At 48.8% G+C, this 24,919-nt stretch carries 27 protein-coding genes, 3 tRNA genes and 2 rRNA genes; 18 read left to right on the top strand and 14 right to left on the bottom strand.

The features are described from left to right. From phrB to ACTZWV_RS15855, 6 genes are all read left to right on the top strand, one after another. On the top strand, positions 1–1,428 hold the full coding sequence (phrB, locus tag ACTZWV_RS15880; RefSeq protein ID WP_444787479.1) for a deoxyribodipyrimidine photo-lyase: 1,428 nt from the start codon (positions 1–3) through the stop codon (positions 1,426–1,428). Next, positions 1,425–1,862: a nuclear transport factor 2 family protein gene (locus tag ACTZWV_RS15875; protein ID WP_444787478.1), complete on the top strand. Its 438-nt coding sequence runs from the start codon at positions 1,425–1,427 to the stop codon at positions 1,860–1,862. Before phrB ends, ACTZWV_RS15875 begins: the two co-directional genes overlap by 4 nt. Positions 1,863–1,872: 10 nt before the next feature. Continuing rightward, positions 1,873–3,129, top strand: a complete 1,257-nt coding sequence (locus ACTZWV_RS15870; protein ID WP_444787477.1) for an NAD(P)/FAD-dependent oxidoreductase — start codon at positions 1,873–1,875, stop codon at positions 3,127–3,129. Further along, positions 3,129–3,878: a DUF1365 domain-containing protein gene (locus ACTZWV_RS15865; protein ID WP_444787476.1), complete on the top strand. Its 750-nt coding sequence runs from the start codon at positions 3,129–3,131 to the stop codon at positions 3,876–3,878. The genes ACTZWV_RS15870 and ACTZWV_RS15865 overlap by 1 nt, the downstream gene beginning before the upstream one ends. After that, positions 3,875–5,116, top strand: a complete 1,242-nt coding sequence (locus tag ACTZWV_RS15860; RefSeq protein WP_444787475.1) for a class I SAM-dependent methyltransferase — start codon at positions 3,875–3,877, stop codon at positions 5,114–5,116. The genes ACTZWV_RS15865 and ACTZWV_RS15860 overlap by 4 nt, the downstream gene beginning before the upstream one ends. 246 nt (positions 5,117–5,362) lie before the next feature. Continuing rightward, on the top strand, positions 5,363–5,554 hold the full coding sequence (locus ACTZWV_RS15855) for a CsbD family protein (protein WP_444787474.1): 192 nt from the start codon (positions 5,363–5,365) through the stop codon (positions 5,552–5,554). 33 nt (positions 5,555–5,587) lie between these two features. On the opposite strand, the gene ACTZWV_RS15850 is transcribed toward ACTZWV_RS15855, so the two are convergent. Continuing rightward, positions 5,588–6,421 carry a CvfB family protein gene (locus tag ACTZWV_RS15850; protein WP_444787473.1) on the bottom strand — a complete coding sequence of 278 codons (834 nt, stop codon included), beginning with the start codon at positions 6,419–6,421 and terminating at the stop codon, positions 5,588–5,590. Positions 6,422–6,521: 100 nt separating this feature from the next. Between ACTZWV_RS15850 and rlmF the strand changes: the two genes are divergently transcribed. After that, positions 6,522–7,487, top strand: coding sequence for a 23S rRNA (adenine(1618)-N(6))-methyltransferase RlmF (gene rlmF, locus ACTZWV_RS15845; RefSeq protein WP_444787472.1), 966 nt, complete (start codon positions 6,522–6,524; stop codon positions 7,485–7,487). Between the two features lie 48 nt (positions 7,488–7,535). Here the strand turns inward: rlmF and ACTZWV_RS15840 are convergent, their stop codons facing one another. Beyond that, positions 7,536–7,742 carry a DUF2061 domain-containing protein gene (locus ACTZWV_RS15840; RefSeq protein ID WP_444787471.1) on the bottom strand — a complete coding sequence of 69 codons (207 nt, stop codon included), beginning with the start codon at positions 7,740–7,742 and terminating at the stop codon, positions 7,536–7,538. 138 nt (positions 7,743–7,880) lie between these two features. Between ACTZWV_RS15840 and ACTZWV_RS15835 the strand changes: the two genes are divergently transcribed. Continuing rightward, entirely contained in the window at positions 7,881–8,168 is a 288-nt protein-coding gene (locus ACTZWV_RS15835) for a hypothetical protein (RefSeq protein WP_444787470.1), read from the top strand. Between the two features lie 27 nt (positions 8,169–8,195). Here the strand turns inward: ACTZWV_RS15835 and ACTZWV_RS15830 are convergent, their stop codons facing one another. Next, positions 8,196–9,716: a DUF3413 domain-containing protein gene (locus tag ACTZWV_RS15830; RefSeq protein ID WP_444787469.1), complete on the bottom strand. Its 1,521-nt coding sequence runs from the start codon at positions 9,714–9,716 to the stop codon at positions 8,196–8,198. A gap of 6 nt (positions 9,717–9,722) precedes the next feature. After that, complete coding sequence (locus ACTZWV_RS15825) at positions 9,723–9,947, bottom strand: YejL family protein (protein WP_305554790.1); 225 nt, start codon at positions 9,945–9,947, stop codon at positions 9,723–9,725. Between the two features lie 70 nt (positions 9,948–10,017). Here ACTZWV_RS15825 and yejK point away from each other — a divergent pair, with 70 nt between their 5' ends. Then, positions 10,018–11,064 (top strand): nucleoid-associated protein YejK, encoded by a 1,047-nt coding sequence (yejK, locus tag ACTZWV_RS15820; RefSeq protein WP_444787468.1) that lies wholly within the window; start codon positions 10,018–10,020, stop codon positions 11,062–11,064. Here yejK and ACTZWV_RS15815 read toward each other — a convergent pair. From ACTZWV_RS15815 to ACTZWV_RS15795, 5 genes are read right to left on the bottom strand one after another with little or no spacing between them, the layout of a single operon-like run. Beyond that, a complete protein-coding gene (locus ACTZWV_RS15815; RefSeq protein ID WP_444787653.1) occupies positions 11,015–11,143 on the bottom strand; it encodes a hypothetical protein in 129 nt (42 codons plus the stop codon). The genes yejK and ACTZWV_RS15815 overlap by 50 nt on opposite strands. 56 nt (positions 11,144–11,199) lie before the next feature. Next, complete coding sequence (locus ACTZWV_RS15810) at positions 11,200–11,886, bottom strand: M15 family metallopeptidase (RefSeq protein WP_444787467.1); 687 nt, start codon at positions 11,884–11,886, stop codon at positions 11,200–11,202. Beyond that, positions 11,883–13,025, bottom strand: a complete 1,143-nt coding sequence (gene dapE / locus ACTZWV_RS15805; protein ID WP_444787466.1) for a succinyl-diaminopimelate desuccinylase — start codon at positions 13,023–13,025, stop codon at positions 11,883–11,885. The genes ACTZWV_RS15810 and dapE overlap by 4 nt, the downstream gene beginning before the upstream one ends. Then, a complete protein-coding gene (locus ACTZWV_RS15800; RefSeq protein WP_444787465.1) occupies positions 13,022–13,375 on the bottom strand; it encodes an ArsC family reductase in 354 nt (117 codons plus the stop codon). Before ACTZWV_RS15800 ends, dapE begins: the two co-directional genes overlap by 4 nt. Positions 13,376–13,380: 5 nt before the next feature. Continuing rightward, a complete protein-coding gene (locus tag ACTZWV_RS15795) occupies positions 13,381–13,875 on the bottom strand; it encodes a PTS glucose transporter subunit IIA (protein ID WP_444787464.1) in 495 nt (164 codons plus the stop codon). Positions 13,876–14,476: 601 nt separating this feature from the next. On the opposite strand from ACTZWV_RS15795, the gene yfbV reads away from it, so the two are divergent. Continuing rightward, complete coding sequence (gene yfbV, locus ACTZWV_RS15790; protein WP_444787463.1) at positions 14,477–14,923, top strand: terminus macrodomain insulation protein YfbV; 447 nt, start codon at positions 14,477–14,479, stop codon at positions 14,921–14,923. Positions 14,924–14,947: 24 nt separating this feature from the next. Here yfbV and xthA read toward each other — a convergent pair whose 3' ends face one another. Next, positions 14,948–15,754 (bottom strand): exodeoxyribonuclease III, encoded by an 807-nt coding sequence (xthA, locus tag ACTZWV_RS15785; protein ID WP_444787462.1) that lies wholly within the window; start codon positions 15,752–15,754, stop codon positions 14,948–14,950. Between the two features lie 121 nt (positions 15,755–15,875). Between xthA and ACTZWV_RS15780 the strand changes: the two genes are divergently transcribed. Together ACTZWV_RS15780 and deoC are read left to right on the top strand one after the other, a co-directional pair. After that, entirely contained in the window at positions 15,876–16,580 is a 705-nt protein-coding gene (locus ACTZWV_RS15780) for a M48 family metallopeptidase (RefSeq protein ID WP_444787461.1), read from the top strand. A gap of 250 nt (positions 16,581–16,830) precedes the next feature. Beyond that, positions 16,831–17,559: a deoxyribose-phosphate aldolase gene (gene deoC, locus ACTZWV_RS15775; protein WP_444787460.1), complete on the top strand. Its 729-nt coding sequence runs from the start codon at positions 16,831–16,833 to the stop codon at positions 17,557–17,559. On the opposite strand, the gene ACTZWV_RS15770 is transcribed toward deoC, so the two are convergent. Next, the gene (locus ACTZWV_RS15770; protein ID WP_444787459.1) at positions 17,556–19,187 is read right to left on the bottom strand and encodes a response regulator; all 1,632 of its coding nucleotides are present in this window, start codon (positions 19,185–19,187) and stop codon (positions 17,556–17,558) included. The two genes, deoC and ACTZWV_RS15770, sit on opposite strands and share 4 nt — an antisense overlap. A 149-nt stretch (positions 19,188–19,336) precedes the next feature. Continuing rightward, positions 19,337–19,421, bottom strand: a tRNA-Tyr gene (locus ACTZWV_RS15765). Between the two features lie 117 nt (positions 19,422–19,538). On the opposite strand from ACTZWV_RS15765, the gene ACTZWV_RS15760 reads away from it, so the two are divergent. After that, a complete protein-coding gene (locus tag ACTZWV_RS15760; RefSeq protein ID WP_444787458.1) occupies positions 19,539–20,015 on the top strand; it encodes a VC2046/SO_2500 family protein in 477 nt (158 codons plus the stop codon). Positions 20,016–20,033: 18 nt separating this feature from the next. On the opposite strand, the gene ACTZWV_RS15755 is transcribed toward ACTZWV_RS15760, so the two are convergent. Both ACTZWV_RS15755 and ACTZWV_RS15750 read right to left on the bottom strand, forming a co-directional pair. Then, complete coding sequence (locus tag ACTZWV_RS15755) at positions 20,034–20,414, bottom strand: YchJ family protein (RefSeq protein WP_444787457.1); 381 nt, start codon at positions 20,412–20,414, stop codon at positions 20,034–20,036. 171 nt (positions 20,415–20,585) lie between these two features. Beyond that, positions 20,586–21,032: a hypothetical protein gene (locus ACTZWV_RS15750; RefSeq protein WP_444787456.1), complete on the bottom strand. Its 447-nt coding sequence runs from the start codon at positions 21,030–21,032 to the stop codon at positions 20,586–20,588. A 169-nt stretch (positions 21,033–21,201) separates the two neighbouring features. Here ACTZWV_RS15750 and ACTZWV_RS15745 point away from each other — a divergent pair, with 169 nt between their 5' ends. From ACTZWV_RS15745 to ACTZWV_RS15725, 5 genes are all read left to right on the top strand, one after another. Then, positions 21,202–21,903, top strand: coding sequence for a DUF3581 family protein (locus ACTZWV_RS15745; protein WP_444787455.1), 702 nt, complete (start codon positions 21,202–21,204; stop codon positions 21,901–21,903). A 483-nt stretch (positions 21,904–22,386) separates the two neighbouring features. Next, positions 22,387–23,931: ribosomal RNA gene (locus tag ACTZWV_RS15740) — 16S ribosomal RNA — on the top strand. An 85-nt stretch (positions 23,932–24,016) separates the two neighbouring features. Then, positions 24,017–24,093, top strand: a tRNA-Ile gene (locus tag ACTZWV_RS15735). A gap of 95 nt (positions 24,094–24,188) precedes the next feature. Next, positions 24,189–24,264, top strand: a tRNA-Ala gene (locus tag ACTZWV_RS15730). Between the two features lie 208 nt (positions 24,265–24,472). Continuing rightward, positions 24,473–24,919: ribosomal RNA gene (locus ACTZWV_RS15725) — 23S ribosomal RNA — on the top strand; the annotation flags it as partial.

Raw genomic sequence — 24,919 nt, 5'->3', positions numbered from 1 at the left:
ATGCAAGCTTTGAATATAGTATGGTTACGCAATGATTTGCGGTGCTTTGATAATGCGGTACTCAGCAGTGCCGTGGAAGATGCCGCCAGAACCGGTGCTGCAGTGCTGGCGTTGTTTATTGCTACGCCGGGAACCTGGCAATTGCATGATATGGCAGCGGTAAAACAAGATTTAATCCGCCGGCGTGTGTTGCAGTTGCAACAGGAAATGGCGGCGTTAAATATCCCGCTGCTGGCAGTTGAGGGCAGCAGCTATCAGCAGGTAAGCACTGTCTTTACAGCTTTGTGCCGGCAATATCAGTTAAAAGTATTTGTGCAAACTGAGTACGAGCTGCGTGAGCGACAGCGCGATATGGCTGTAGAGCAGTTAGTGTTGGCACAAGATGGCCGGTTTATCCGCTTTGATACGCAATGCATTATGCCGCCGGGCACAATACGCACGCAGCAGGGCGATATTTATAAAGTGTTTACCCCGTTTAAGCGCAGCTGGCTGGCAAAGGTCAAAGAGCAGGGCGTACATTGCGACGCGCGGCCCAAGGCACTGCCGGCTACCAACCTGCAGTTAGCGCTGCCTGAATTGCCGGCGCTGAAAAATGGTGATAACAGCTCAGCAGCCTGGCCGGTAGCCGAAGCGCAAGTACTGGAGTTGATGCGCGCATTTTGCCGCGAAAAAGTACAGGATTATCACAAGGCGCGCGATTTTCCGGCCATTGCCGGTACGTCAAAATTATCGGCTTATCTGGCGCTGGGGGTAGTATCACCCGCCCAGTGTGTAGCGCGGCTGCAACTGGAGGCGGCAGACAGTTGGCAGCAGGATAAGAGCGGTGCTGAAGTCTGGCTGTCTGAGCTGATTTGGCGTGAATTTTACAAACATATTCTGGTGGCTTATCCGCAGCTGATCAAGCATCAGCCATTTCAGGCTGACACGGCAGCCATTCGCTGGAATAACAATACAACCTTGTTTCAGGCCTGGTGTGACGGCATGACCGGCTATCCGATTGTCGATGCCGCAATGCGACAGCTTAACCAAACCGGTTGGATGCATAACCGGTTACGCATGATCACGGCCGGCTTTCTGGTAAAAGATCTGCATATCGACTGGCGTCTGGGCGAGCGTTACTTTATGTCAAAGCTGATTGACGGCGACTTCGCCGCCAATAATGGCGGCTGGCAGTGGGCCGCCTCTACCGGTACCGACGCGGCGCCGTATTTCCGTATTTTTAATCCGCTAAGCCAAAGTGAAAAGTTTGATCCACAAGGTGACTTTATCCGTTTGTATGTGCCAGAGCTGAGTAAGTTGCAAGGCAAAACACTGCACTGGCCGCATGCATTGGGTGGTGTTAAAGGCTACCCGGCACCGGTGGTGGACCATGCTATAGCACGTAAGCAGACATTAGCCCTTTTTGCTGAGATAAAGAAACCCGGATGAACACTGTAACCACACCCCGCATTGAGCAGTTTCTGAACTTCTACAATGCTTTATCCGGCCACAATATGCAGTTGCTGGATACGCTATACCATGCTGATGTGGTGTTTATTGACCCTGTGCATGAGATCCATGGCAGTGCGGCGTTAAATAAGTATTTTGCTAACGCCTATGCGCGGTTACAACATTGCCGGTTCACCGGCCTTGACGCTATGGAGCAGGGCACGCAGGGCTTTGTCAGCTGGCGTATGTGCTTTGCCCACCCTGCTATCGGCAACGGCAAGATGATTGAGGTAGAAGGCTGTACAGTGCTGCGCTGGCAAGATGGCCTTATTGTTTATCATCGCGATTATTATGATTTAAATGAAATGGTATACCGGCATTTGCCGGTGCTTGGCTGGTTAACCGGCAAAGTTAAACAACGTATGGCAGGATAAAGGAAGCAGTATGCGCGTAGCAGTAGTAGGTGGTGGTATTTCGGGCATGATGTCGTGGTATTTGTTGCAACAAAAATACGCTGTAACCATGCTCGAAGCAAACGATTATCTGGGCGGCCATACGGCAACGGTTGAGATAGATGTAGCGGGGCAAACGTATGCCATCGACACCGGCTTTATTGTGTTTAATGACCGCACTTACCCGGTATTTAACCGCTTTATCGCTGAACTTGGCGTGCCGTTTCAGCACACTGAAATGAGTTTTTCGGTAAAGAACACCGTGCAAAACCTCGAATATAACGGCAATACGCTGGCGAGTTTATTCGCGCAGCGCCGTAATCTGCTGCGGCCATCGTTCTGGTTTATGCTGGCCGATATTATGCGTTTTAATAAGCTGGGCAAACGTTTGCTGGCAGCCGATGATGCAGACTTGGACCTGTCGCTGGGTGATTTCTTGCTTAAACACGATTTTGGTGCCGCCATTCGTGATAACTATCTTATGCCGATGGGCGCCGCTATCTGGTCAGCCGGTCTTGCGGATATGCCGGCTTTTCCTGTGCGGTTTTTTCTGCGCTTTTTTAATAATCATGGCTTACTGAATATTAATGACCGGCCGCAGTGGTCGGTGATCCAGGGTGGTTCAAAACGTTACGTTGACGCCTTGCAAGCCAGGCTTGGTGCCGACAGTGTTAAGTTGAACCAGCATATCACGGCTATCAACCGTGACGATAACGGCGTTACGCTGAGCTTTGCTGACGGGCGCACAGAGCATTACGACAAACTGGTGCTGGCGTGTCACAGCGATCAGGCGCTGCGGTTACTCGGTGATAGCGCGACAGAGCAGGAGCGGGCGGTGTTGGGCGGCATTGCGTATCAGAAAAACGATGTAGTGTTACATACCGACGCCCGCTTGCTGCCCCAACGCAAACGAGCCTGGGCTGCCTGGAATTATAACCTTGACGCTAATGTTAATGACCGGGCGACCCTAACGTACAATATGAACTTGCTGCAGGGCATTACGGCACCTGTGACGTTTTGTGTCACGTTAAATAACACTCCAGCCATTGCAGCGGAAAAAATACTCGGTGTGTATCAGTACGAACACCCGGTATATAACCACTATACGCTGGCTGCGCAGAAGCAACGCAGCAAAATAAACGGCCACAACCATACCTATTTTTGCGGAGCTTATTGGTACAACGGTTTTCATGAAGACGGTGCCAGAAGTGCAGTGGATGTAGCGGCTTTACTGGGCGTGGCGTACTGATGCAAGCCGGCCATGCAGTGTATCAGGGCGAGGTGGGGCATTTGCGCTTAACACCGCGCCGGCACGGCTTCAGCTATCCTCTGGCACATTATTGGCTCGATTGTACGGCGCTGAATAGCCATTCGCTGGCGGCCAAAGGCATTAACTACGAGCGCTTTGGCGCTCTGAGTTTTCGCCGCAAAGACTATGTTGCCGGGGCGGATACGGTATATGCCGCTGTCTGCCGGAAGGTCGCTGAGCTTGGTGGCAGCATAACCCCGGCAAAGGTATTTATCTTAACGCCGCTGGCAAACTGGGGGCTGTATTTCAGTCCGCTTACGCTGTACTACTGCTACGATGAGCATGACAACTTTTGTTATCTGCTTGCCGAAGTAACCAACACCCCCTGGAATGAGCGGCATTACTATTTACAAATTATAGTGGCCGGTCAGCAGTATTATCAGCACCGCAAAGCGTTTCACGTATCACCGTTTCATCCGCTTGATATGCAGTATCACTGGCAAATCAGCCCGCCTGCGGACAATTTACGTTGCAGTATTGCAAATAGTCAGGCAGACAAACAGATTTTCAGCGCCTGGATTAGCTTACAGCGACATGAGCTGACGGCAAAATGGAAACGAAGTTGGCTGATCCGCCAACCCTGGCAAAACGTACAGGTTGTACTGCGAATATATTGGCATGCACTGAAACTGTATTTTAAAGGTGTACCGGTTCATGCCCACCCCAAAACAAAGGATAAAAATGCATGACAATGAGTCTTACTGAAGCCTCGGTATTTGATAACCTGACGTGGTTTGACCGTTTATGTCGCAAGTTTGCGTTGGATTTTATCAGTCAGCTACAGCATGGCGATATTACCGTAGTAGAAGGCAATCAGCGTTTACGTTTCGGCGACGAGCATGCTGAGTTAAAAACGGTGATCACTGTACTGGACCCGGCGTTTTACCAAAAGATGGTAATGGCAGGCTCTGTAGGTGGTGGCGAGGCTTATATACAGGGTTGGTGGCGCTGCGATAATCTTACGGCTTTGGTGCGCATTTTTGCGCTTAATCTGGCTACGCTGGATAAGCTGGACTCTGCAATTACCCGCTTGGGCCGGCCTTTGTTAAAACTGCTGAACTGGCGTAACCGCAATTCAAAACAACAAGCGAGAAAAAATATTGCCGCCCACTACGACCTGGGTAATGACATGTATCGGTTGTTTTTGGATAACAGCATGATGTATTCCAGTGCGGTGTATCCGCATCAGAATGCAGATTTAGCTCAGGCGCAGCAACATAAATTACAGATGATTTGTGACAAGTTGCAGTTAAAACCGACAGATCATCTGCTGGAAATTGGTACCGGCTGGGGCAGTATGGCTATTTTTGCTGCGCAGCATTACGGCTGTAAAGTGACGACCACCACTATCTCTCAACAGCAGTTTGATTATGCCAAAGCGCGGGTTGAAGAGCTTGGTCTGCAGCAGCAAATCACCTTACTGTTTAATGATTATCGCGACTTGAGCGGCCAGTACGACAAGCTGGTATCAATAGAAATGATCGAGGCGGTGGGCGAAGATTATCTTGATACCTATTTTGAGCAATGTGCTGCCTTGTTAAAGCCGGATGGTTTGATGGTGCTGCAGGCTATTACCATAGTTGACCAGCGGTATCAGCAGTATGTGCGTGAAGTTGATTTTATCAAACGCTATGTGTTTCCGGGCGGATGTTTGCCTTCTGTCAGCCGTATGACAGACGCGATAAGCCGTAAAACCGACTTGGTGGTACGCCATTTACAGGACATCGGGTTTGACTACGCCCGCACACTCAGAGACTGGTGTGATAATTTTATGCACGCCCGCGATAAAGTGCACCAGCTGGGGTACGACGATAATTTTGTAAGGTTGTGGCATTTTTACCTGTGCTACTGCGAAGGTGGTTTTATGGAGCGTGCCACCAGTGCGGTGCACCTGGTGTTGTCTAAACCGCAGAATCGCAGTATTTAGCTGCTGAGGTATCGGCAAAAGTTGCAATGTTACCGGTAAAAGCTACCCGACTTTAGTCATACTATTGCCCTACGCTTAATTAAAGCATCATAACGCCATGAAATATATGGCGTTATTTTTCTGTTATTTCTGGTACAGCCATTGCTTTATTAAGTTGCTGTTGCAGTACAGGGCTTAACCGCCACTACGTATTTGCAGCCTTAGTATTAAACCCGTTCAGTGTTTAACCAAAAATGGAGCAACATAATGAATAGTGATATTGCAGAAGGTAAATGGCGTCAGGTAAAAGGTTCCGTTAAAGAAAAATGGGGCAAATTAACTGACGACGACCTGGCCGAAGTAAATGGCAGATTTGAGCAGTTCTGCGGCAAAATGCAGGAACACTATGGCATGAGCCGTGAAGAAGCCGAGCAAGAGTTTAAGCGCTTTCAAGACTGATGTTGTAACTAAAAAGGGCCGTAAGGCCCTTTTTTAATTGGTAACCAAAATGATACCGGCTTCCAGGATGACAATTTTCTTATCTTTATACAGCGTACCCAGGGCCTGTTTATAGGCTTTTTTGCTGACACCGAAAGCCGCGTAAATCAGCTCCGGTGAACTTTTATCTGTTAACGCCAGTTTGCCGCCGTTTTGCTGCAGTTTCTTCAGTACCTGCTCCGTCAGTTCCAGCGCTTGCTTGTAAGTGGTTGAATTTAACCGCAGGTCAATCTTGCCATCGTCCCGCACCTTTACAATATAAGCGTGCATTTTTTCACCGCGGCGCAGCGGTTTGAACACTTCATTTTTGTACAGTACGCCCCAGTGCTGATGGTTTACTATTGCTTTATAACCAATGTCGGTTTGCTCGCTGACAATAATGTCTACTTTGTCGCCGGCATTATACTGTGGTGTGGTTTTGTGCAGGTGGCGATCGAGCTTACTCGAGGCTACAATGCGGTTACTGTTATCCACATAGCAGTACAGCAGATATTTCTGGCCTTCTTTCAGCGGAATTTGCTGTTCACTAAAGGGAACCAGTAAGTCTTTCTTCAGGCCCCAGTTTACAAAGGCGCCTACTTTAGTGGTCGCAACCACCGCTAATTGCGCCACTTCGCCGACTTTAATTTTCGGCTGCTCGGTAGTGGCGATCAGTTGATCTTCTGAATCCAGATACAAAAATACGTCCAGCTCGCTGCCAATCTCTAACCCGGCCGGCGCCACATTGTTTGGCAGCAAAATTTCACCCCAGCTTAAACCATCAAGATAAAAGCCGAATTTAACCTGTTTTTTTACCGTTAAACGGTTAATTTTTCCAAGAGCCAGCATGCGGTATCCATAAGTTTGCCCGACAGGGCAGATCACAATGGCGGCTATTGTAGCGGTTTTTTTGCCTGGCTGCTTTATATTAGCTGTGCCGTGGTAAACTATGCGCCGTTTTTCTTTTAACAGGCTGGCGCAAACCGTGTCTTCACCGCAGTTACTTCATCCACGTAATCTTCATCAGGGCCGTTATGATATTCCCGCCCTTGTTGGCGCAGAGCCGCAACTGGCCGCCTTTGTGCGTGCTAATCCTGATGGCCGGCCAACCATTGATTTTGCCGACCAGGCGGCGGTACTGATGCTGAATAAGGCACTGCTGGCAAAGTATTATCAGGTGAAATACTGGCAATTGCCGCAGGATTATTTATGCCCGCCAATTCCGGGTCGCGCCGATTATGTGCATTACCTGGCAGATTTACTGGCGCGCAGTTATCCGGCGTTACCAACCGGTAAACAGATCCAACTGCTGGATATTGGCACCGGCGCTAACGTTATTTACCCGATTATTGCCGTGCAAAGTTATGGCTGGCAGGTAACCGGCACCGATATTGATACGGTAGCGGTTAAAGCCGCAGCACTGATAGTAGCCTCTAACGCCGCACTAAAGCCGCGTATCAGCATAGTGGCACAGCCGGATGCAAACGCGATATTTTCCGGCGTAATAGCCGCTGAGCAGCGCTTTCATTTAACCATGTGTAATCCGCCGTTTTTTGCCTCTGCAGCAGAAGCGGACGCGGCCAGTAACCGTAAATGGACTAATCTTGCTAAAGCAGGGCAAAGTGGACGTAACTTTGCCGGCCAGCAACATGAGCTGTGGTGTGATGGCGGTGAGCTTAAGTTTGTCAGCCGGATGATTAGCCAAAGCCAGCTGTTCAAACCGCAGGTGTGCTGGTTTAGCAGCCTGGTGTCGCAGCAAAAACACCTGGCACCGCTGCAAAAACTGTTGCGTAGTGTTGGAGCAGTGCAATCTGAGGTGATTGAGATGCGCCAGGGACAGAAAGTAAGCCGTATTCTGGCCTGGAGTTTTTTAAGCGCAGAGCAGCAGCAACACTGGTGCCGGGAAACGGCCTGAGACCCGGTGATTAAGCGTTATCAACCTAAGCACTTTAGCTGAAGCGCTTTAAATGAAGTACTTTAGCGGTTTTGCTGCCAGCTCTGCCTTGCCGTATTTCTGCCAGACTTTCTCATGGAAGAAATAACCAACCGTATTTACCGCCGGCTCTATTACGGCAATCAAACCGCCCAGTACAAAGCTGCCGGTGATCAAGTAAGTAACGGCGAAGGCAATGGTAAAATGCATAATGGCAAATGTAATGGTCTTGGTCATGTTGCTATCCTCAGTAGGTGCTATGAGACAAATGATAGCTGCTCTCATTATTGTTTAAAGTGAATTAATCTGCTTGCTGTAATCGCTTTTATCAATGCTGACGTACAAGGCCATGTAATAGCATTAACGGAGACAGATATGGATTGGCGGCAATGGTTAGATGTAAAGCAGTATGAGTTTTTGCTGCACTGGTTTATGCGCCGTCAGCGTGAGTTGAAACTGGCAGAGCTGCACGAGCCGTTAGCCTATGATGGTTTCAGTATGTATGATCAGCTATGTCAGCAGATGTTAAAGGAGGCTGAGATCGCTTATCTGGAGCGTTTTCAGCTGCCGGTGGTACCGATAGCGCTTACTAATATGTTGCATTTGGCAGAGCTGGAACTGGCCGGCAGGCCGCCGAAGCGGCCGTCGGGAACCAAACATTAAACAGCGGTATGCCGGGTGGCACCCGCTTTAGTTATTTACCTGCTCAATCCGTTTTAACGCATCGGTTAGCATTGGCAGATCCGGTTTTTCCTGCAGCGGTACTAAGGTGCCGGCCGACCAGACACCATAGCTGCCATCGGCGCGCAGGATCACCATTTTATCTTTTTTGAAGCTGATAATTTCCTCGCCACTGATATTAAGCTTGGGTAATGGTAGCGGTTTTAACAGATTGTCGCCCAGCCAACTGGCCTGAGAGCGACAGCCGGCCTGTGCCAGCAAAGTCGGTAACCAGTCCAGATGCTGGGTAACCTGATGTTGCTGCAATTGACGCAGTGCTGTCCAGTTTGACCATACTTGCGCCGGTGCCAGATTAAACTGCTGGTGCTTACCGGTAGTGGTCATTACCACTATGTTGTTGTACTGCTTATATTGCGCCCAACGTTGCTCGGGCGCGTTGTCAAAAATAATGGCGTACCGGCTGGTCGTTGTGGCTGTTTTCAACCAAGGCAGATTTACCGGCTGCGTATTATTGTCGCGGCTGATGCTGAGCAGCCCTTGTGGTAATTGTGCCAGCCAACCCGGTTCGGTGCCAAGCGGTGTCTGGCTGTTTTCATCAATCCAAAACTTACCGTACAACAAATTAAGCAGGGCTTCGTTGGCTGTTTTTGGCGCAAAGTGCTGCTCCAACGGCTTTAAACCTTGTTGGCTTAATATACTTTGTTGGGCACGGCTCAGTTGTTCGCTGATCAGCAACAAGGTGCTGGTTTTGCTGTGTTCAGCACTGCATTGTATTGCATTGCCGGTGTCCAGTTTGCCGGGCAAGCTGAGCTTGTCGAGTTGTTGCTGTGCTCTGCTGTTTAAATCAACCAGTTGATAGCGGGCTAAAAAAGTTTTGGCGGTAGCAGGGTAGGATAGCGGCAGCACGTTGTCTTGCCGCGTGACGTCGTATTTTAAGTTGGCATCCGCATAGATATGCAGCAGATGGCTGAGCATAAAGCTGCCGATAAAAATGGCAAATAACGGTGTCGCCACGCCGGACTGTTTTAACCGCTCTACTTTCTTCCAGCAATAATTGCTTATTGTCAGCTCAACAGCCAGTAACAGCGCGCCAACCGCCAATACAATCAGCACAAAATTACGTAAATTGGTGACAATTTGCTGGCGGAGTAACTCTATGGCCTGGTCCAGCGAGGCGCTGCCAATATGATAGCCCAGGCTGGCATAAACATAGGCATCAAAAATTAACAGCACCAGGGCCACTGTTGCCAGAATGGCGGCCATACCGCGCACATGGCGCTGATAAGGAAATACCAGCGACACCGGAAACACGGTAAGGATAAAAAACATAAAACATAAAAAGGCAGTGTGGCCAACCCAGTTCAGCAGCAAATATAACCAACCCAGTGCAGATACCGGGCCAGGTTCGGATAGCCAGTAAACCGAGGTGACAACAAGAGCCAACAGGATATTAAAGAAGCTGAACCAGTGGCCCCAGTTAAGCAGCCGGTTCACTTTTTTAACCAGTGACAGGTTGTTTTCCAGCACCATAAGCGCTTAGTTAACCTTCGTTGTTACGGCATCAGCTAAAGCCTGGTTAAAATGGCTAACCACAGCTTCACGCTGTGCAGCAGGTACGCTGCTGTTAACCACGTGGCTGATAGCGTTACCCAGACACATTAAGCTCAGTTCAGTGGTGGCTTTTTCGCCGTGCAGCACGTCCAGTAATTGATTTACCAGTTTTTCAATCTGCGCGGTGGAATACTTTGATACAATTGGCATGAATTATCCGCAAGTCATGTGGTTTAAACAGGTAGAATAGTAACAGAATTCATTTTAAACAGGAAAAGTTATGTCAGTAGATGTGCAGCAGTTGGCAATAAATTACCTCGCTCCGGATGAACAAACACAGAGTAAAGCACACTACCGGCCGTCACTGGTTGCACCTACGGCAGCTGTGGCGCATTTGGTCGAGCAGTTGCATCTGGCCTACAATGGTAAACCGGCTAAAGGCTATGCTGCTTTCAGCGCCGATAAAGATCCGCAGGTGATGACAGTACTGCACGACTGGCAAAAGCAAACCTCAGACTTTTTGGTACTGGCCAATACCTCAACTGCGGCGCTGGAACAACAATTACAGGCTCATCAGTTAGCAGAGAGCGGCTATTTGCTGGTTTGTCATTACCGTTATCTGGCCAGTGATTATTTGCTGTTTTGCCTGTTGGGCAGTAAGGATCATTTCTCATTGACCGAAGAGCTGGAGCTGGCGACATCACGGCATCTGGATATTGCCCGTATGCAACTGGCCGCGCGGATTGATTTAACCGAGTATCAAACTTCGCCGGAGCAGGGCAAGTACATCAGCTTTATCCGCGGCCGTGCCGGGCGCAAAGTGGCAGACTTCTTCCTTGATTTTCTCGGCTGTGAAGAAGGCACCGATGCCAGAGTGAACAGTAAGGTGGTGTTGGCGTCGGTAGAGGAATACTTTAGTGCGGCTGAGTTTGACAGCAACGAGAAAAACGATGCCCGCAAGCAAGTGTTCAGCTACTGTGAAGAGCGCGCTAAAGCCGGCCAGGATGTGGTATTAACCGAGTTGTCGGCGGTGATAGATGAACAGGAGCAGCAAGGCTTTTTACGCTATTGCCAGGAGCAACAGCTTGAAGTGGCGGAGCAGTTTCCGGTGGAAGTAAAAGAGCTGAAAAAATTGATTAAATTCAGCGGCCAGGGTGCCGGGCTGTCGTTAAGTTTTGAGCAAAAACTGCTTGGTGACAGGGTGCAGTATGATCCACACAGCGACACCTTGCTGATCAAAGGTACGCCGCCTAATTTACGCGATCAGTTGCAACGTTTTATTCAGGGCTATTCGGCGTTTGATCGCGCTGAGGGCTCTGCTGAGTAGCAGCATTCTGTTCTGTATTGCCCTTTTGCTGTTGCGGCATTGAGGGCATTTTTAACTTTGCCGCGTGTTTCAGCAGCATAATATTACCCAGCACCACGCCAAACGCTAACGCCAAAGCCCAAAACAGCGGCCAATTCATGGCGTGGCCTGACAGATATTTACTACATAACGGCGAAAAATGTCGTCCAGCTGTGTCAGTACGGTTTGCTGCTCTGCCAGCGGGTGCCGGCTGATGCATTGGCGCAGCATACCGGCATCAAAAGCTGACAGATACTCGCTTGCCAGCGGTTGATAGCTGATATGCCAGGGCTCGGCAGCCACACCACCCTGAAATTGGCGGTAGGGCAGAAAAAAGCCAAACTCTGCAGCATGCGCGCTCAGCCACTGCTGCAAGCGGTAAAAAGGCCCACCCGGGCTGTATTCCGCCGGGTCAAGCTGTGGCCGGTACTCTGGTGGCACTGCGGCGGCATCATACAGATCCAGCTCAGTGCCCCAATGATGGCGGCTGGCGCCCGGCAAGGCCGAGTACAGTAGCACAGCGTGCAATTTATCTGCGCCGCTTAAACGGTGTATATCAATAATTTCGCCGTTGCTGTTATAGACCGGCCGTTGGCCGGTTAACTTGGCTTGCCAAATCGCGGCCTGGCGCTGGTACGAGCGAAAAGCTGAAACAATTTTTATACTAATGCCATCAGCTTGCGCCGCTAAGCACATTGCAGCAAAGGGAGCTGCCACGTCTTTATGCAGCATAAAACCGTCCGGCCCGGTCAGCAGATGCTGTTCGCTCAGGCCGGTCAGAATGTCATGGCTGATGGTTGTCATAAACTCAGTTCAAGCTGCTCCAATACGGCTTCATACATTTTTGCCAGTTGCTCCAGATCGGTTACTGACACACATTCATTAATTTTATGAATAGTGGCATTACAGGGGCCAAGTTCAACCACCTGGGCACCGGTAGGCGCAATAAAACGGCCATCTGAGGTGCCGCCGCTGGTTTCCAGCCGCGTTTCAAAGCCTTGTACCTGGTAAATTGCTTTAACCGTGGCTGCCACCAGGCTGCCACTGTCGGTCAGAAATGGCAGGCCGTTTAGTGTCCAGTCCAACGCATAATTTAAACCGTGTTTATCCAACAGTGCGATAACGCGCTGTTGTAATTGCTCTGCGCTGCTTTGTGTACTGTAGCGAAAGTTAAACATGACCTTTAATTCGCCCGGGATCACATTTGATGCCCCGGTGCCGGCATGAATATTGGCAATTTGGAAACTGGTAGCCGGAAAATAGGCATTGCCGTTATCCCATTGCTCTGCTGCCAGCTCTGCCAAAGCGGCCGCCGCTTTATGCACCGGATTATCGGCCAGTTGCGGGTAGGCAACGTGCCCCTGGATACCTTTTACTGTCAAATGGCCGGTTAAAGAGCCGCGCCGGCCGTTCTTGACCACATCACCGGCCTTTTGGCTGCTGGATGGTTCGCCGACAATGCACCAGCTGATTTTCTCGTGACGTGCTTCCAGGGTTTCAATCACCCTTTTGGTACCGTTGATAAAAGGGCCTTCCTCATCACTGGTAATAAGGTAAGCTAAGTCAAATTTTGGTGTCGGGAAACGTTGCAAAAAGCGCTCTGTCGCTACTACCATCGCTGCCAGGCTGCCTTTCATATCTGCGGCACCACGGCCATATAAGGTATCGCCGATAATGGTGGGTTCAAACGGCGGCGTATGCCATTGCTCCACCGGCCCTGTTGGCACCACATCGGTATGGCCGGCAAAACAAAACACCGGTTTACCGTTACCACGCCGAGCCCACATATTTAAGGTATCGTCAAAGTGCATCACTTCAATGTCAAACCCCACAGCAGACAGGCGCTGCGCCATCAACTGTTGGCAACCGGCATCGTCCGGTGTAACCGAAGGGCGGGAGATAAGATCTTTGGTTAAGGCAATTACCGCACTGGTTGCTGTCATGTTGAGAGTCCGAAAATACGTTGATAATCTGCCGGCTTAAAACCAAGGTGATGTTCATTATTGTGCACCAACAAAGGCCGTTTTATCATTGCCGGCTGCCCTAACATCAGTGCCAGTGCTTTTGATTCATCCAGATCTGTTTTGTCGCTGTCAGGCAGTTGGCGGTAAGTTGTTCCGCGGGTATTAAGCAAATTCTGCCAGCCGCACTGCTGACTAAACGCTTGTAACTGTTCAGATGTTAGTCCGTCGGTGCGATAGTCGATAAACTGATAAGGGATTTGCTGTTGCTCCAGCCAGTTACGGGCCTTTTTTATCGTGTCACAATTTTTAATACCGTAGATAATCGTCATATAGGTTACTTATTATTGAGCTGAATAATTACTGCTGTATCTTCTGCCGCTCCGACATAACGTGCGGCGCAAAAAACCTTTTGTATCGCCGGATGCGGCAATAGCATTAGCACCGCATAGCAACCGCTGTCTCCTTGCAGGGACTGTAAATCAAGCTTCACTACCGGCTGACCGCTGCTGACCAAACTGCCCGGAGCCGTTAATGTTATAACGCCTTTACTGTTACTGTTTGCCAGGCTGCGGGGTAAATCCAGTTGCGCGGTTAAGCCGCTGCTGTGTTTGAAGCGTAACCGGCGGTTACTCTGCAGACAAGCACTGTAATGCCCGGCAAAAGGCGCCACAAGTGTACCGTGCTGCAGTTTGATACACAAAGCCAGCGCTAAGACATTTGCGTTATATAACAGATCCGGATGTGCGCTTAACGGCAAGATCATTCCGCTGGCCGGGCTTCTGACGGCGATACCATCAAGTCCGGTCAATTGTGGTAGCCAGGTTAACAACGGCAATATATCCGTAAAGTGATTTGAGTCCTTATCCTAATCCAGGTTGCGGCCCGGACTCAAGACATCATCTTGCAATCGGCAGTATTACTGCGGCGATATCCGTTGTCAGCTGCAGTAAATCAAAGAGGGTAATTTTGCCAAATATGACAATTTGACGCATTCAATATGAATTTTTGTTGAACCCTGTGTTTTGGTTGGCAAATAACCTGACACCAGCGGCCGTTTCAGCACCCTGTATAGCTTTGGGTTGTCCACAGATTTTGTGGATAACTTTGTGTGTAACGCTGTTTAACGTTGCTATCTTTCTGTAAGTTAATAGTATTTTGTATTGGCATATTTTTTGTTAGGTTGGGTTTAACTTAAAGCCGGTATTAATAGCAATAAAAAAGGAGTTTCAGTACCAGCTAATGCTGAAACCCGCTGCTGTTATCAGTTATATCGCTGAAAATCCGGTTTGCAACTGATTTATTGTGTAGATTTCTGCACGCTATTGCCAGGTGATGCTGCTTGCGCATGGGCGGCTGTGGCCGTTGCAGAGGTAACCGGGCCGATTTTATGCTATCGTTTGAACAGAAGTTTGATGAAGTTGGGGGTGGTAATGCAGTATCCTCTTTATACGACCTTGCGGGCAGGGCGCGAATACAGTAAGCAGTGGCCGGCTAAGGCCGAGTTAAACAGCTTATTTGTAGAAAATAAGGTTATTTTGCTTACTGCAATAGCATGGCGCTATTTACCTGCGCTGGCATTGCTCAGTGCAGTAATCCAACTTAGTTATCTGGGTATGTCACATTTGCCGCAAATTTTAACTATGTTGCTTTTTCTGGCCGGTTTACCCTTGCAGGGTTGGTATTGGCTGGGAGTTCGCTCAGCAACACCGTTACCGCCGTCTATTGCTGCCTGGTATCAACACATCAGCCAACAAATGCAGCAGCATGGTATTAAGTTGGCGCCGGTATCACAACCCGGCTGTTACCGGGACTTGGCCGTGTTATTGCAAAAGGCCTACCAGCAATTGGATAAAACCTTTATTAAACAGTGGCTGTAACACCATACAGCCACCAAAGACAGTTTAGTTAAACACGGACCATACCGGCGCATGATCAGATGGCCGCTCTATGCCGCGTAACTCATAATCTATGCCGCTTTCAATACAACGTTGAGCCAACGGTGCTGTGGCCATTACAACATCTATGCGCAGACCGCGATTATCATCAAACCCCTTAGAGCGGTAATCAAACCAGCTGTACTTTGCGTCGGCTGTCGGATGCAGCGCACGGAAAGTATCAATCAGGCCCCAATCCTTCAAACGTTGCAGCCAGGCACGTTCTTCCGGCAAAAATGAGGTTTTGCCTTCCCGCAGCCAACGTTTAGCGTTGGCTTCACCAATGCCGATATCTAAATCAATCGGAGAAATATTAATATCGCCAATAACAGCGACCAGCTCGTCCGGTGTGTGGTGGCTAAGCAGATACTGTTGTAAATCGGCATAAAATCGTGTTTTGGCGGGAAATTTGATCGGATGTTCACGGTTTTCACCTTGTGGAAAATAACCGTTCAGCAGCGTCAGCGGTGTGCCGTCGGCCATGGCAAAGCTGCCAATCAGCATGCGCCGCTGCGCGTCTGCTTCATCGGTGGGGAAGCCATATTGCATCTTTACAGCCGGTTGCTTACTTAAAATGGCCACGCCGTAGTGGCCTTTCTGGCCAAAATGGTACACGTGATAACCCATCGCCTGTACATCGGCCAGCGGGAATTCATCGTCATGTACTTTTATTTCCTGCAAACCGATAATATCCGGCTGATGTTTGTCGATCAATGCTTGCAATTGATGCAATCTGGCACGAATGCCATTGATGTTAAAAGAAATAATTTTCATGTTGCTGCTGGCCCTTAATCTGTTAAATGCGGCAAAGTGGTTGGATCATAACACTTTATCTGCTGCTGTGGCACAATGACAACCTAAGTGTTACCGATAAGTCAGCAGCCGGAGTAGTTCTTTGTCAGCCTTAGTTGTAGAAAGCGAGTCATTCCGTTATAGCGTGCATTACAGTGCCAGAAGGCGCAGCGTGGCGTTGCAAATTAAACAAGGCCAGCTGACGGTTCGGGCACCGCTGGGTTATGGCCTTGCTGATGTTAAAACACTGGTAGAACAAAAACAGCTGTGGATCTTAAAGCATCTGCAGCAGAGCGCCGCGCAGTTGAAACCAGATTGGCTGACTTTGCAGCAAGTGCCGCTGCTTGGCACTATGCTGACACTGGAGTTACGCCGTGCGGTAAAATCGTCGGTAGACCTGTGCAACGACAGCTTGGTTGTTACCGTATCTTGCCGTACGCAGGCCAACGGCTATAACAACCGCGTCCGGGCATTGTTGCAACAGTGGTATAAAACACAGGCCGTAAATTGGTTTACTGAACGGGTTGGCTATTGGCAAAACAGGATGCAGCTTAAAGCAGCAGACCTGGTGATTGGCAACTGGCGGACGAAGTGGGGCTATTGTAAAAATACAGCACAGCTGGGGTTTAACTGGCGCTTGTTGATGGCTCCTGCCTGGGTGGCAGACTATGTGGTGGTGCATGAGCTGGCCCATCTTAAACACCTGAATCATTCAGCACGTTTTTGGCAGTTGGTCGCAGAGCATTATCCTCAGGCTGAGCAGGCAAAAATCTGGCTCAGGCAGCATCAATATCAGCTGGAATTGTAAAAAAAGCGCCGGTACTAATACCGGCGCAAACACTAGGACATCGAAACAGGAGAGAACAGATACCACTTAACAACTACTGCTAAATAGGACTGCGACCGTGCGGAATAATTCAAAATATTTTCAATTATTTTTCCCCCTGCGGGTTTTGCTTTCTTGCAGGTATTTGGTTTAAGCTCCACGCCATCAACAGAGTGCATGTAAATAATGATCAGACAGCCTGCATGGCTGCGATATTAGCGGACCAAAACTTATGACGAATCTATTACGCTTGCAGCAGCTGGCGAAATTGCTTGATATCACCAGATTAAACGACACTGAAACTCAGAGCTCATTCACCGACTGGCTTAACAATGTACCGTCGATGCCGGCTGCGGCGTACTGTGTATATCCGCAATATTTACCCGTACTGCAAGCCTGGCCGGAGCGCCAGGCAAAGGCTGCGTTGGCAACAGTCGTGAATTTTCCTTCTGGTGATTTACCGGCTGATCTGGTTTGTGAACAAATTCAGCAGGCGATTATGGCAGGGGCAACAGAAATCGACTGTGTGCTGCCATACAAAGCTTTACTCAGAGGTGAGCACGGGCTGGTAAAAAGTTTCCTGTATGACATACGCCAGGCCAGTGCCGGCTGCTGCCTGAAGATCATTATTGAATCCGGTGAGCTGGTCACGGCCCAGCAAGTGGCCAAAGCGACTGAACTGGCAATTGAATGCGGAGCAGATTTCGTTAAAACGTCAACCGGTAAAGTACCGGTTGGCGTTACGCACGAGGCTGCACGTATTATGCTAACCGTTATTGCGGCTGCAGACAGAGATATTGGTTTTAAAGCATCCGGTGGTATCCGGACTGTGGCACAGGCATTAGATTTGCTGCAGTTGTACGAAGATATTAGCGGAAAAATCGCCACCAGCTCCGGCATGCGTATCGGAGCCAGTGCCCTGGTCAGCGAGCTGGCATCGCAACTTGGCACTGCTGATTAGCGGCGAAACTCCTCCCGTAGCTTGCCGAACTGTTGCAGTAGCTCTTTGTAGCGCACGCGGTGATGCTCCGGTAGCGGCATATTGTCAACAACGCGGAAGGTTTTTTTACAACGCTCGAATAATTCAACAGACTTGCGTTTTTGTTGGCTGTTCAGCAGTTGAATAGAGGCCTGGATCAGGTTCAGCGCACAGCCGGTATTCATCGGTGCCAGCTCTAACGCCGCTTCAAACCGGCTGACAGCTGCTGTGTAGTCACCCGCTTTATAATGTTGAATGCCGGCTTTGTTTAGTTCGCCAAACTGCAACTGTTTTTGATCAACGAAACTTTGTTGATCATTAAACAAGGCCTTTAACAGCGGATTTTTCATATGCTCTGCAGGTAGCAATTGCTTCAGTGCTGTGGCTTGCTCAAATTCACCAATTTGGTTGAGTAAGAATATCGCATCCGGTAACACCTGATGCTCGTGTTGCAATTGTTCAGCAACAGCGGCATAGGTTTTTTTTGCCTGATACTGTGCACCACTGAGCGACTCCAACCTGGCCTGACACAGATCTTCAAATAGATTAAAGTCAATTTCACGGGTCATGTTGTCGTCGCGTTTTACCCGTTGTAATGCCAGGGAGACCTCCTGCAGATAGCGGTTGCGGATTGCCGTATCTTCCGCCCCCACCGCAGCATCGATTATGGTGCGGATATAATTAAGCAAATGTACAACGTCCTGCTTTACGGAGCGCCGGGTAATCTCATATAACTGTTTGCTGGCCTGAACCTGTTGCGAAACGTTGTTTAGTTCTCTGGCGATATCAAGCAACAGATATTGCCTGGCCATATTATACGGCGCAATTTCTGCAGCAGTTTGAATGCTGCTGAAAGCCAGTTCCGCTTCTTTTTGTGCAAGATAAACTTGTGCCTGAATGTCATAGGCTTCAGCGAAATAGCGATTATCTTCTATCGCTTCCTGGCATAACAGTAACGACTCTTCATAACGTTGTTGCTCAAAACAGAGCCTGGCTTGCAGCAGCAAGGCCCAGCCGTTTCGTCGTTGTGACAATGTGGCTTGTAATATTTGCTCTGCCTGGTCGTATTGTTGTTGGGCAATTAAATTTTCGACCAATACCCGCTTACAAAATTGCTGATAGCGACCTTCGCCGGCAATTTCTTGCTGACACAAGCCAATGACCTGCTCAGTTTGCTGGTCAAACAGCGCCTGATATAGAGCGGCTAACTGAGTTTTCTTGCGTTTAATGCGTTGGATCCTGCTGCGCAATACATTTTGTGAGAAAGGTTTAACTAAATAGTCGTCCGGCTCCAGCTCTACCGCACTCATTACCATAGGGACGCTGTTCTCGCCGGTAACCAACATAAAAATGCTGTGCGGGGCCAGTAATTTTTTTTCGCGCAAATCTTCCAGCAGTTGCTTGCCGTTTTTGCCGATGCCTAAGTGATAATCAACAAATAAAATGTCGTAGCTGACGTTGGCGCATTTTGCCAAAGCCTGCTCGCCGGTAGGGGCGAAAGCAACATTGGTTGCTCCCATAGAGTAGAGGATACCTTTAAACATCAGCTGAAAGGCCCGTTGATCATCAACTATTAATACCCGTTGATTCTCAAGCGTCTTGTTATCCATCGGCACCACATAGTATTGAAATGAACAAACTAAGTGTCGGAAATAACCCGGTGATAAGCAAGAAGATTAGTAACAATAGTAAAAATGCTTGTTTGCTGTGGGTACTAAAAGAGGTTAGACAGAAAACCAAGTGCTGATAAAGCGGGAGATGGTGGAGGGGGAAGGATTCGAACCTTCGAAGGCAGTGCCGGCAGATTTACAGTCTGATCCCTTTGGCCACTCGGGAACCCCTCCACGAGTGGACGGCATATTATCAAACTCCCTTTTTATGTAAAGCCATTTACTAAACTTTTTTGTCTGACTGCCGATAATTCCAACAAGACAACACTTTTACCGGTGAATTAACTGATAATGACCATGGTCATCAATGAGTGGCAACTCAATGGCAAATTAAATCGTGCCTTGCAAAACTCGCAACGGGCCGATTTTGCCTTGTACCTCGCTTGGCTTACACCTGCAGTAGATGAGTCGGCAGAGTTTTTTACACCCCAGGCAGTCACAGAGCGAATTGAGCAGAACTTACTGCAACAACTTGGTGTGCAGCAAGCCAGAGCTTTTTGCCAAACTGAGACTGATATCGATTTAATGCAGCAACACAGTGTCGCACTGCGTCAGGGCGGATTAGCGCAATTAAAGTTAGCAACTTATCTGAATCAGCCACCGTTAACGCAATATGACAATAAGACCCGCCTGGGCGACGACATATGGCAAAGCCTGAGCCTGCACAGCCGCAGACGTCTGCAGCAATCGACACCGGATAGACCGGAAGCCAATCCTGCCGGGCTTTATGAAGTGCTGCAACAACTGCATGGTATGAGTGCGGCTTAGTGGTATGCCGGGCGTATACTAACTGCCGGATAGTCTGTGCAGATTACACTGTTTGAATTTTTTCCCGCTGTTACAGGGGCAGGGAGCATTGCGATTTACTTTGACCGGCGCCGTGTCTGCCAAAACACCATCAACATAATACCAGGCGTCTTCAAACACAAAGCGTGAGCGTTCAGTAAATTCATACACCACATTCTGTTGCATATAGCGGACATTAAAGCTGACATAGCCCTGTTGGCTATCTTGTTCACAAGACAGCACTTTAAGGGCGATAAAATGACTATTGGCAGCAAAAGCCGCCAGAGCCTGTTTGGGGTTATCAGCGCGCACAGAAGAATGATAAGTACGGTATATATAGTCAATATCACGCAGGCAGTAAGCGCTGTAGCGTGATCTCATTAATTGTTCGCAACTGTCTGCGTTGGCCATTCCGGCTAAAAAAGGTTGGCAGCAGAGCTCAAATGCTTGTGTTGAACCGCAATAACATCGCATATTGAAACTTATTTACCGGCATAAAGCGGTCATTTTACCTTAGGTTGCTAAATTTGTCGTCTGAGCATACAACATTGGTTAATGTGTTACTTGTAGCTGCTGCATTTGTTCACACTGATAAAACCAAGTGTTATTGCCTACCGCCAATTTACGGCAAGCGTCCAGTTGTAGTGCATCTAACTGCCCGGCAAAATTGATAACCACCTTACAGCTGGCGGAGTTTAATGCTTGTTTAATTGTTGCTCCCAGATCGCTGATTTGCTTTTGGTGTACGACCAAAATATTGTGCAAAGACAATTGATGGTGTTCTGCCCACTCTTTATCAGGTATATAAGTGGGGGCTATCAGTAGGATCCAACCTTGTTGGTGCTGATGCTGCTGAATAAGCTGCAGCAAACTGTGTCGTGAGTCATCAGAAGCGACCGCATTGCTATCGGTCACCGAATGTATTTTTAGTAAGCTGCTATCGTTATAAGCTGTCTTGGTAAAACGGTGGTATAAATTGCCGGGTAAACGATTGTACATATCAGCCTCTATATGTTTATTTGTACAGTGTATGGATGTACAGTAGTTTGTCGGTGTTTAAAAAGCAAGCATATTTTTGCTTTGGATATTAACTTTTTACTGGCTGGACCATTACTGCTTTAAATTTGGGTAGAATGACCGGCTTGTAGTGGAAGAGAGTCAGTGATCGATGTTGTTAGAAAAGTACGTGAACCAAAGCAGTGAAGGTTTTAGTTTTAGCCGGAAACAGGCATGTGAGTTTGCCAAACAGGTGGCGACAGATTTCAATCCGATCCATGACGAAGATGCTAAGCGCTTTTGTGTCCCCGGTGATTTGTTGTTTTCTTACTTACTCACCCGGTATGGCGTTACTGAACAACTGAGTTGTCAATTTGCCGGTATGGTTGGTGCTGATGTCATGCTGCAATGTAAAGAGCAGGATAATCTGATCAGCATTTGCGACAGCCAGGGCAAAGTGTATTTGTCGTTGCAGCGCAGCGGTACTTGTCAGCATGAGCCGGCAGTGATTGAACCGCTGATCCGCGATTATGTGAAATTCTCCGGTCAGAACTTCCCGCATATATTGCAACCGTTGATGCAGCAGCATCAGGTGATGATTAACCCGACACGGCCACTTGTTATTTATGAGAGTATGGCGTTGAGCTTTAGCCGCTTACCTGAACAAGAAGTCGATTTGAGTCTGACGAAATCTTCTTTATTAGTTGATGGCAAACGCGGTAATGCATTATTGGAGTTTGCATTGACGGAGCAGGGTGAGCAGATAGGTAAAGGTGAGAAACGGATGATCCTGAGCAATCTGATGCCATACGATGAAGGCCAAATGCAGCAGATGGTTGCTGAATATAACAACCGTAAAGCAGCGGTTCGGTAAAAGTTAGTTATTTTGTTTAATTAAGCAGCGGTTGAACTGTTTTCTCAAATAACCGCTTGCAGCAATGTAAAAACGCCCTATAATGCGCGCCATGCCACGGGGTGCTGCAGTTTGGGTGTCTCGGGTGAGTTAAGACGGTTTGCAAAAATCTTTCAAAAAGACGCTTGACAGACTGGCTTAAATCACTAAAATGGCGCCCTCGCTTCACGGTGGTGTTTAACGCGGTGAAATGAGAAAACAAGTCGGGTGTGACGAGAGTTTTTGTTGTAAAGAATCTTCGTCACGCTTGACTTAAAATCCGGGAAGTGTAATATACGCCTCCCGCTTCGTAAGCGAAGCACGCTCTTTAACAATTCGCAATCAATCATCTGTGTGGGCACTTATGATGGATTTCACAAAAATGAAATTTATCGGTTGAGTGACTATTACAGAAATGTTTTAAGTCAGTAAGACTGAGCGTCACTTCGGTGACAGAAAGAACTTTAATTGAAGAGTTTGATCATGGCTCAGATTGAACGCTGGCGGCAGGCCTAACACATGCAAGTCGAGCGGTAACAGGAAGAAAGCTTGCTTTCTTTGCTGACGAGCGGCGGACGGGTGAGTAATGCCTGGGAAATTGCCCTGATGTGGGGGATAACCATTGGAAACGATGGCTAATACCGCATGATGCCTACGGGCCAAAGAGGGGGACCTTCGGGCCTCTCGCGTCAGGATATGCCCAGGTGGGATTAGCTAGTTGGTGAGGTAATGGCTCACCAAGGCGACGATCCCTAGCTGGTCTGAGAGGATGATCAGCCACACTGGAACTGAGACACGGTCCAGACTCCTACGGGAGGCAGCAGTGGGGAATATTGGACAATGGGCGCAAGCCTGATCCAGCCATGCCGCGTGTGTGAAGAAGGCCTTCGGGTTGTAAAGCACTTTCAGCGGGGAGGAAGGGGTGTGTGTTAATAGCACATATTCTTGACGTTACCCGCAGAAGAAGCACCGGCTAACTCCGTGCCAGCAGCCGCGGTAATACGGAGGGTGCAAGCGTTAATCGGAATTACTGGGCGTAAAGCGCACGTAGGCGGTATGTTAAGTTGGATGTGAAAGCCCCGGGCTCAACCTGGGAATTGCATTCAAAACTGGCATGCTAGAGTATGTGAGAGGGGGGTAGAATTCCAAGTGTAGCGGTGAAATGCGTAGAGATTTGGAGGAATACCAGTGGCGAAGGCGGCCCCCTGGCACAATACTGACGCTCAGGTGCGAAAGCGTGGGGAGCAAACAGGATTAGATACCCTGGTAGTCCACGCCGTAAACGATGTCTACTAGCTGTTCGTGGTCTTGTACTGTGAGTAGCGCAGCTAACGCACTAAGTAGACCGCCTGGGGAGTACGGTCGCAAGATTAAAACTCAAATGAATTGACGGGGGCCCGCACAAGCGGTGGAGCATGTGGTTTAATTCGACGCAACGCGAAGAACCTTACCTACTCTTGACATCTACAGGACTTGGTAGAGATACCTTGGTGCCTTCGGGAACTGTAAGACAGGTGCTGCATGGCTGTCGTCAGCTCGTGTTGTGAAATGTTGGGTTAAGTCCCGCAACGAGCGCAACCCTTATCCTTGTTTGCCAGCGAGTAATGTCGGGAACTCCAGGGAGACTGCCGGTGATAAACCGGAGGAAGGTGGGGACGACGTCAAGTCATCATGGCCCTTACGAGTAGGGCTACACACGTGCTACAATGGCGCATACAGAGGGCGGCGAGCTAGCGATAGTGAGCGAATCCCAAAAAGTGCGTCGTAGTCCGGATTGGAGTCTGCAACTCGACTCCATGAAGTCGGAATCGCTAGTAATCGTGAATCAGAATGTCACGGTGAATACGTTCCCGGGCCTTGTACACACCGCCCGTCACACCATGGGAGTGGGTTGCAAAAGAAGTAGGTAGCTTAACCTTCGGGAGGGCGCTTACCACTTTGTGATTCATGACTGGGGTGAAGTCGTAACAAGGTAACCGTAGGGGAACCTGCGGTTGGATCACCTCCTTACCTAAAGTGAACTGAAGTTATAAGTGTTCACACAGATGATTGATTGTAACGTAGAGCAAACAGTAAGAACCATTGCGGTTACGGCTGGTCTGTAGCTCAGGTGGTTAGAGCGCACCCCTGATAAGGGTGAGGTCGGTAGTTCGAGTCTACTCAGACCAACCAATTCGCCGCCAGGCGTTGTTGCAGCGACCCTCACATACTTTAAGTATGCTTCGGTTCACTGCGCCTAGCCTGACAACGAATGTACCATACTATATGGGGTTATAGCTCAGCTGGGAGAGCGCCTGCCTTGCACGCAGGAGGTCAGCGGTTCGATCCCGCTTAACTCCACCATTACTTAGATAAAAAAACATCATCTGAAGTAAATTACTGTTTGAAAACTCAAAGATAAGTTCTTCCTTGTGAAGTATTTCTCTTTGAGCTTTATGCTCAACGCTCTTTAACAATTTGGCAAGCTGATAGTAGTAAAAAACAAGGTAACAATATTTATTTGTGAACCTTAAACACACTGTACGATTTCAAAGACATTTTGGGGTTGTATGGTTAAGTGAATAAGCGTACACGGTGGATGCCTTGGCAGTCAGAGGCGATGAAGGACGTACTAACCTGCGAAAAGCTGTGGGAAGCCGGTAAGAGGCGTTAGACCCGCAGATATCCGAATGGGGAAACCCAGTGCATTTATGCACTATCCCAACATGAATACATAGTGTTGGGAGGCAAACCGGGAGAACTGAAACATCTAAGTACCCCGAGGAAAAGAAATCAACCGAGATTCCGTTAGTAGCGGCGAGCGAACGCGGAGTAGCCCTTAAGTTGTATTAGTGTTAGTGGAATACTCTGGAAAGAGTAGCGATACAGGGTGATAGCCCCGTACACGACAATGCTTTTACAGTGAAAACGAGTAGGACGGGACACGTGGTATCCTGTTTGAAGATGGGGGGACCATCCTCCAAGGCTAAATACTCCTGACTGACCGATAGTGAACCAG

This window comes from Rheinheimera sp. NSM, assembly GCF_052380015.1.
GTDB lineage: Bacteria > Pseudomonadota > Gammaproteobacteria > Enterobacterales > Alteromonadaceae > Alishewanella.
Note: the sequence above shows the minus strand (reverse complement) of the source record. Positions and strands in the feature narration are given on the sequence as shown.

Bases quoted from the DNA above. Each gene is read 5' to 3' on its own strand.
- phrB (WP_444787479.1), top strand. From the start codon at position 1: ATGCAAGCTTTGAATATAGTATGGTTACGCAATGATTTGCGGTGCTTT.
- ACTZWV_RS15875 (WP_444787478.1), top strand. From the start codon at position 1,425: ATGAACACTGTAACCACACCCCGCATTGAGCAGTTTCTGAACTTCTAC.
- ACTZWV_RS15870 (WP_444787477.1), top strand. From the start codon at position 1,873: ATGCGCGTAGCAGTAGTAGGTGGTGGTATTTCGGGCATGATGTCGTGG.
- ACTZWV_RS15865 (WP_444787476.1), top strand. From the start codon at position 3,129: ATGCAAGCCGGCCATGCAGTGTATCAGGGCGAGGTGGGGCATTTGCGC.
- ACTZWV_RS15860 (WP_444787475.1), top strand. From the start codon at position 3,875: ATGACAATGAGTCTTACTGAAGCCTCGGTATTTGATAACCTGACGTGG.
- ACTZWV_RS15855 (WP_444787474.1), top strand. From the start codon at position 5,363: ATGAATAGTGATATTGCAGAAGGTAAATGGCGTCAGGTAAAAGGTTCC.
- ACTZWV_RS15850 (WP_444787473.1), bottom strand. From the start codon at position 6,421: ATGCTGGCTCTTGGAAAAATTAACCGTTTAACGGTAAAAAAACAGGTT.
- rlmF (WP_444787472.1), top strand. From the start codon at position 6,522: ATGCGCCGTTTTTCTTTTAACAGGCTGGCGCAAACCGTGTCTTCACCG.
- ACTZWV_RS15840 (WP_444787471.1), bottom strand. From the start codon at position 7,742: ATGACCAAGACCATTACATTTGCCATTATGCATTTTACCATTGCCTTC.
- ACTZWV_RS15835 (WP_444787470.1), top strand. From the start codon at position 7,881: ATGGATTGGCGGCAATGGTTAGATGTAAAGCAGTATGAGTTTTTGCTG.
- ACTZWV_RS15830 (WP_444787469.1), bottom strand. From the start codon at position 9,716: ATGGTGCTGGAAAACAACCTGTCACTGGTTAAAAAAGTGAACCGGCTG.
- ACTZWV_RS15825 (WP_305554790.1), bottom strand. From the start codon at position 9,947: ATGCCAATTGTATCAAAGTATTCCACCGCGCAGATTGAAAAACTGGTA.
- yejK (WP_444787468.1), top strand. From the start codon at position 10,018: ATGTCAGTAGATGTGCAGCAGTTGGCAATAAATTACCTCGCTCCGGAT.
- ACTZWV_RS15815 (WP_444787653.1), bottom strand. From the start codon at position 11,143: ATGCTGCTGAAACACGCGGCAAAGTTAAAAATGCCCTCAATGCCGCAA.
- ACTZWV_RS15810 (WP_444787467.1), bottom strand. From the start codon at position 11,886: ATGACAACCATCAGCCATGACATTCTGACCGGCCTGAGCGAACAGCAT.
- dapE (WP_444787466.1), bottom strand. From the start codon at position 13,025: ATGACAGCAACCAGTGCGGTAATTGCCTTAACCAAAGATCTTATCTCC.
- ACTZWV_RS15800 (WP_444787465.1), bottom strand. From the start codon at position 13,375: ATGACGATTATCTACGGTATTAAAAATTGTGACACGATAAAAAAGGCC.
- yfbV (WP_444787463.1), top strand. From the start codon at position 14,477: ATGCAGTATCCTCTTTATACGACCTTGCGGGCAGGGCGCGAATACAGT.
- xthA (WP_444787462.1), bottom strand. From the start codon at position 15,754: ATGAAAATTATTTCTTTTAACATCAATGGCATTCGTGCCAGATTGCAT.
- deoC (WP_444787460.1), top strand. From the start codon at position 16,831: ATGACGAATCTATTACGCTTGCAGCAGCTGGCGAAATTGCTTGATATC.
- ACTZWV_RS15770 (WP_444787459.1), bottom strand. From the start codon at position 19,187: ATGGATAACAAGACGCTTGAGAATCAACGGGTATTAATAGTTGATGAT.
- ACTZWV_RS15760 (WP_444787458.1), top strand. From the start codon at position 19,539: ATGACCATGGTCATCAATGAGTGGCAACTCAATGGCAAATTAAATCGT.
- ACTZWV_RS15755 (WP_444787457.1), bottom strand. From the start codon at position 20,414: ATGAGATCACGCTACAGCGCTTACTGCCTGCGTGATATTGACTATATA.
- ACTZWV_RS15750 (WP_444787456.1), bottom strand. From the start codon at position 21,032: ATGTACAATCGTTTACCCGGCAATTTATACCACCGTTTTACCAAGACA.
- ACTZWV_RS15745 (WP_444787455.1), top strand. From the start codon at position 21,202: ATGTTGTTAGAAAAGTACGTGAACCAAAGCAGTGAAGGTTTTAGTTTT.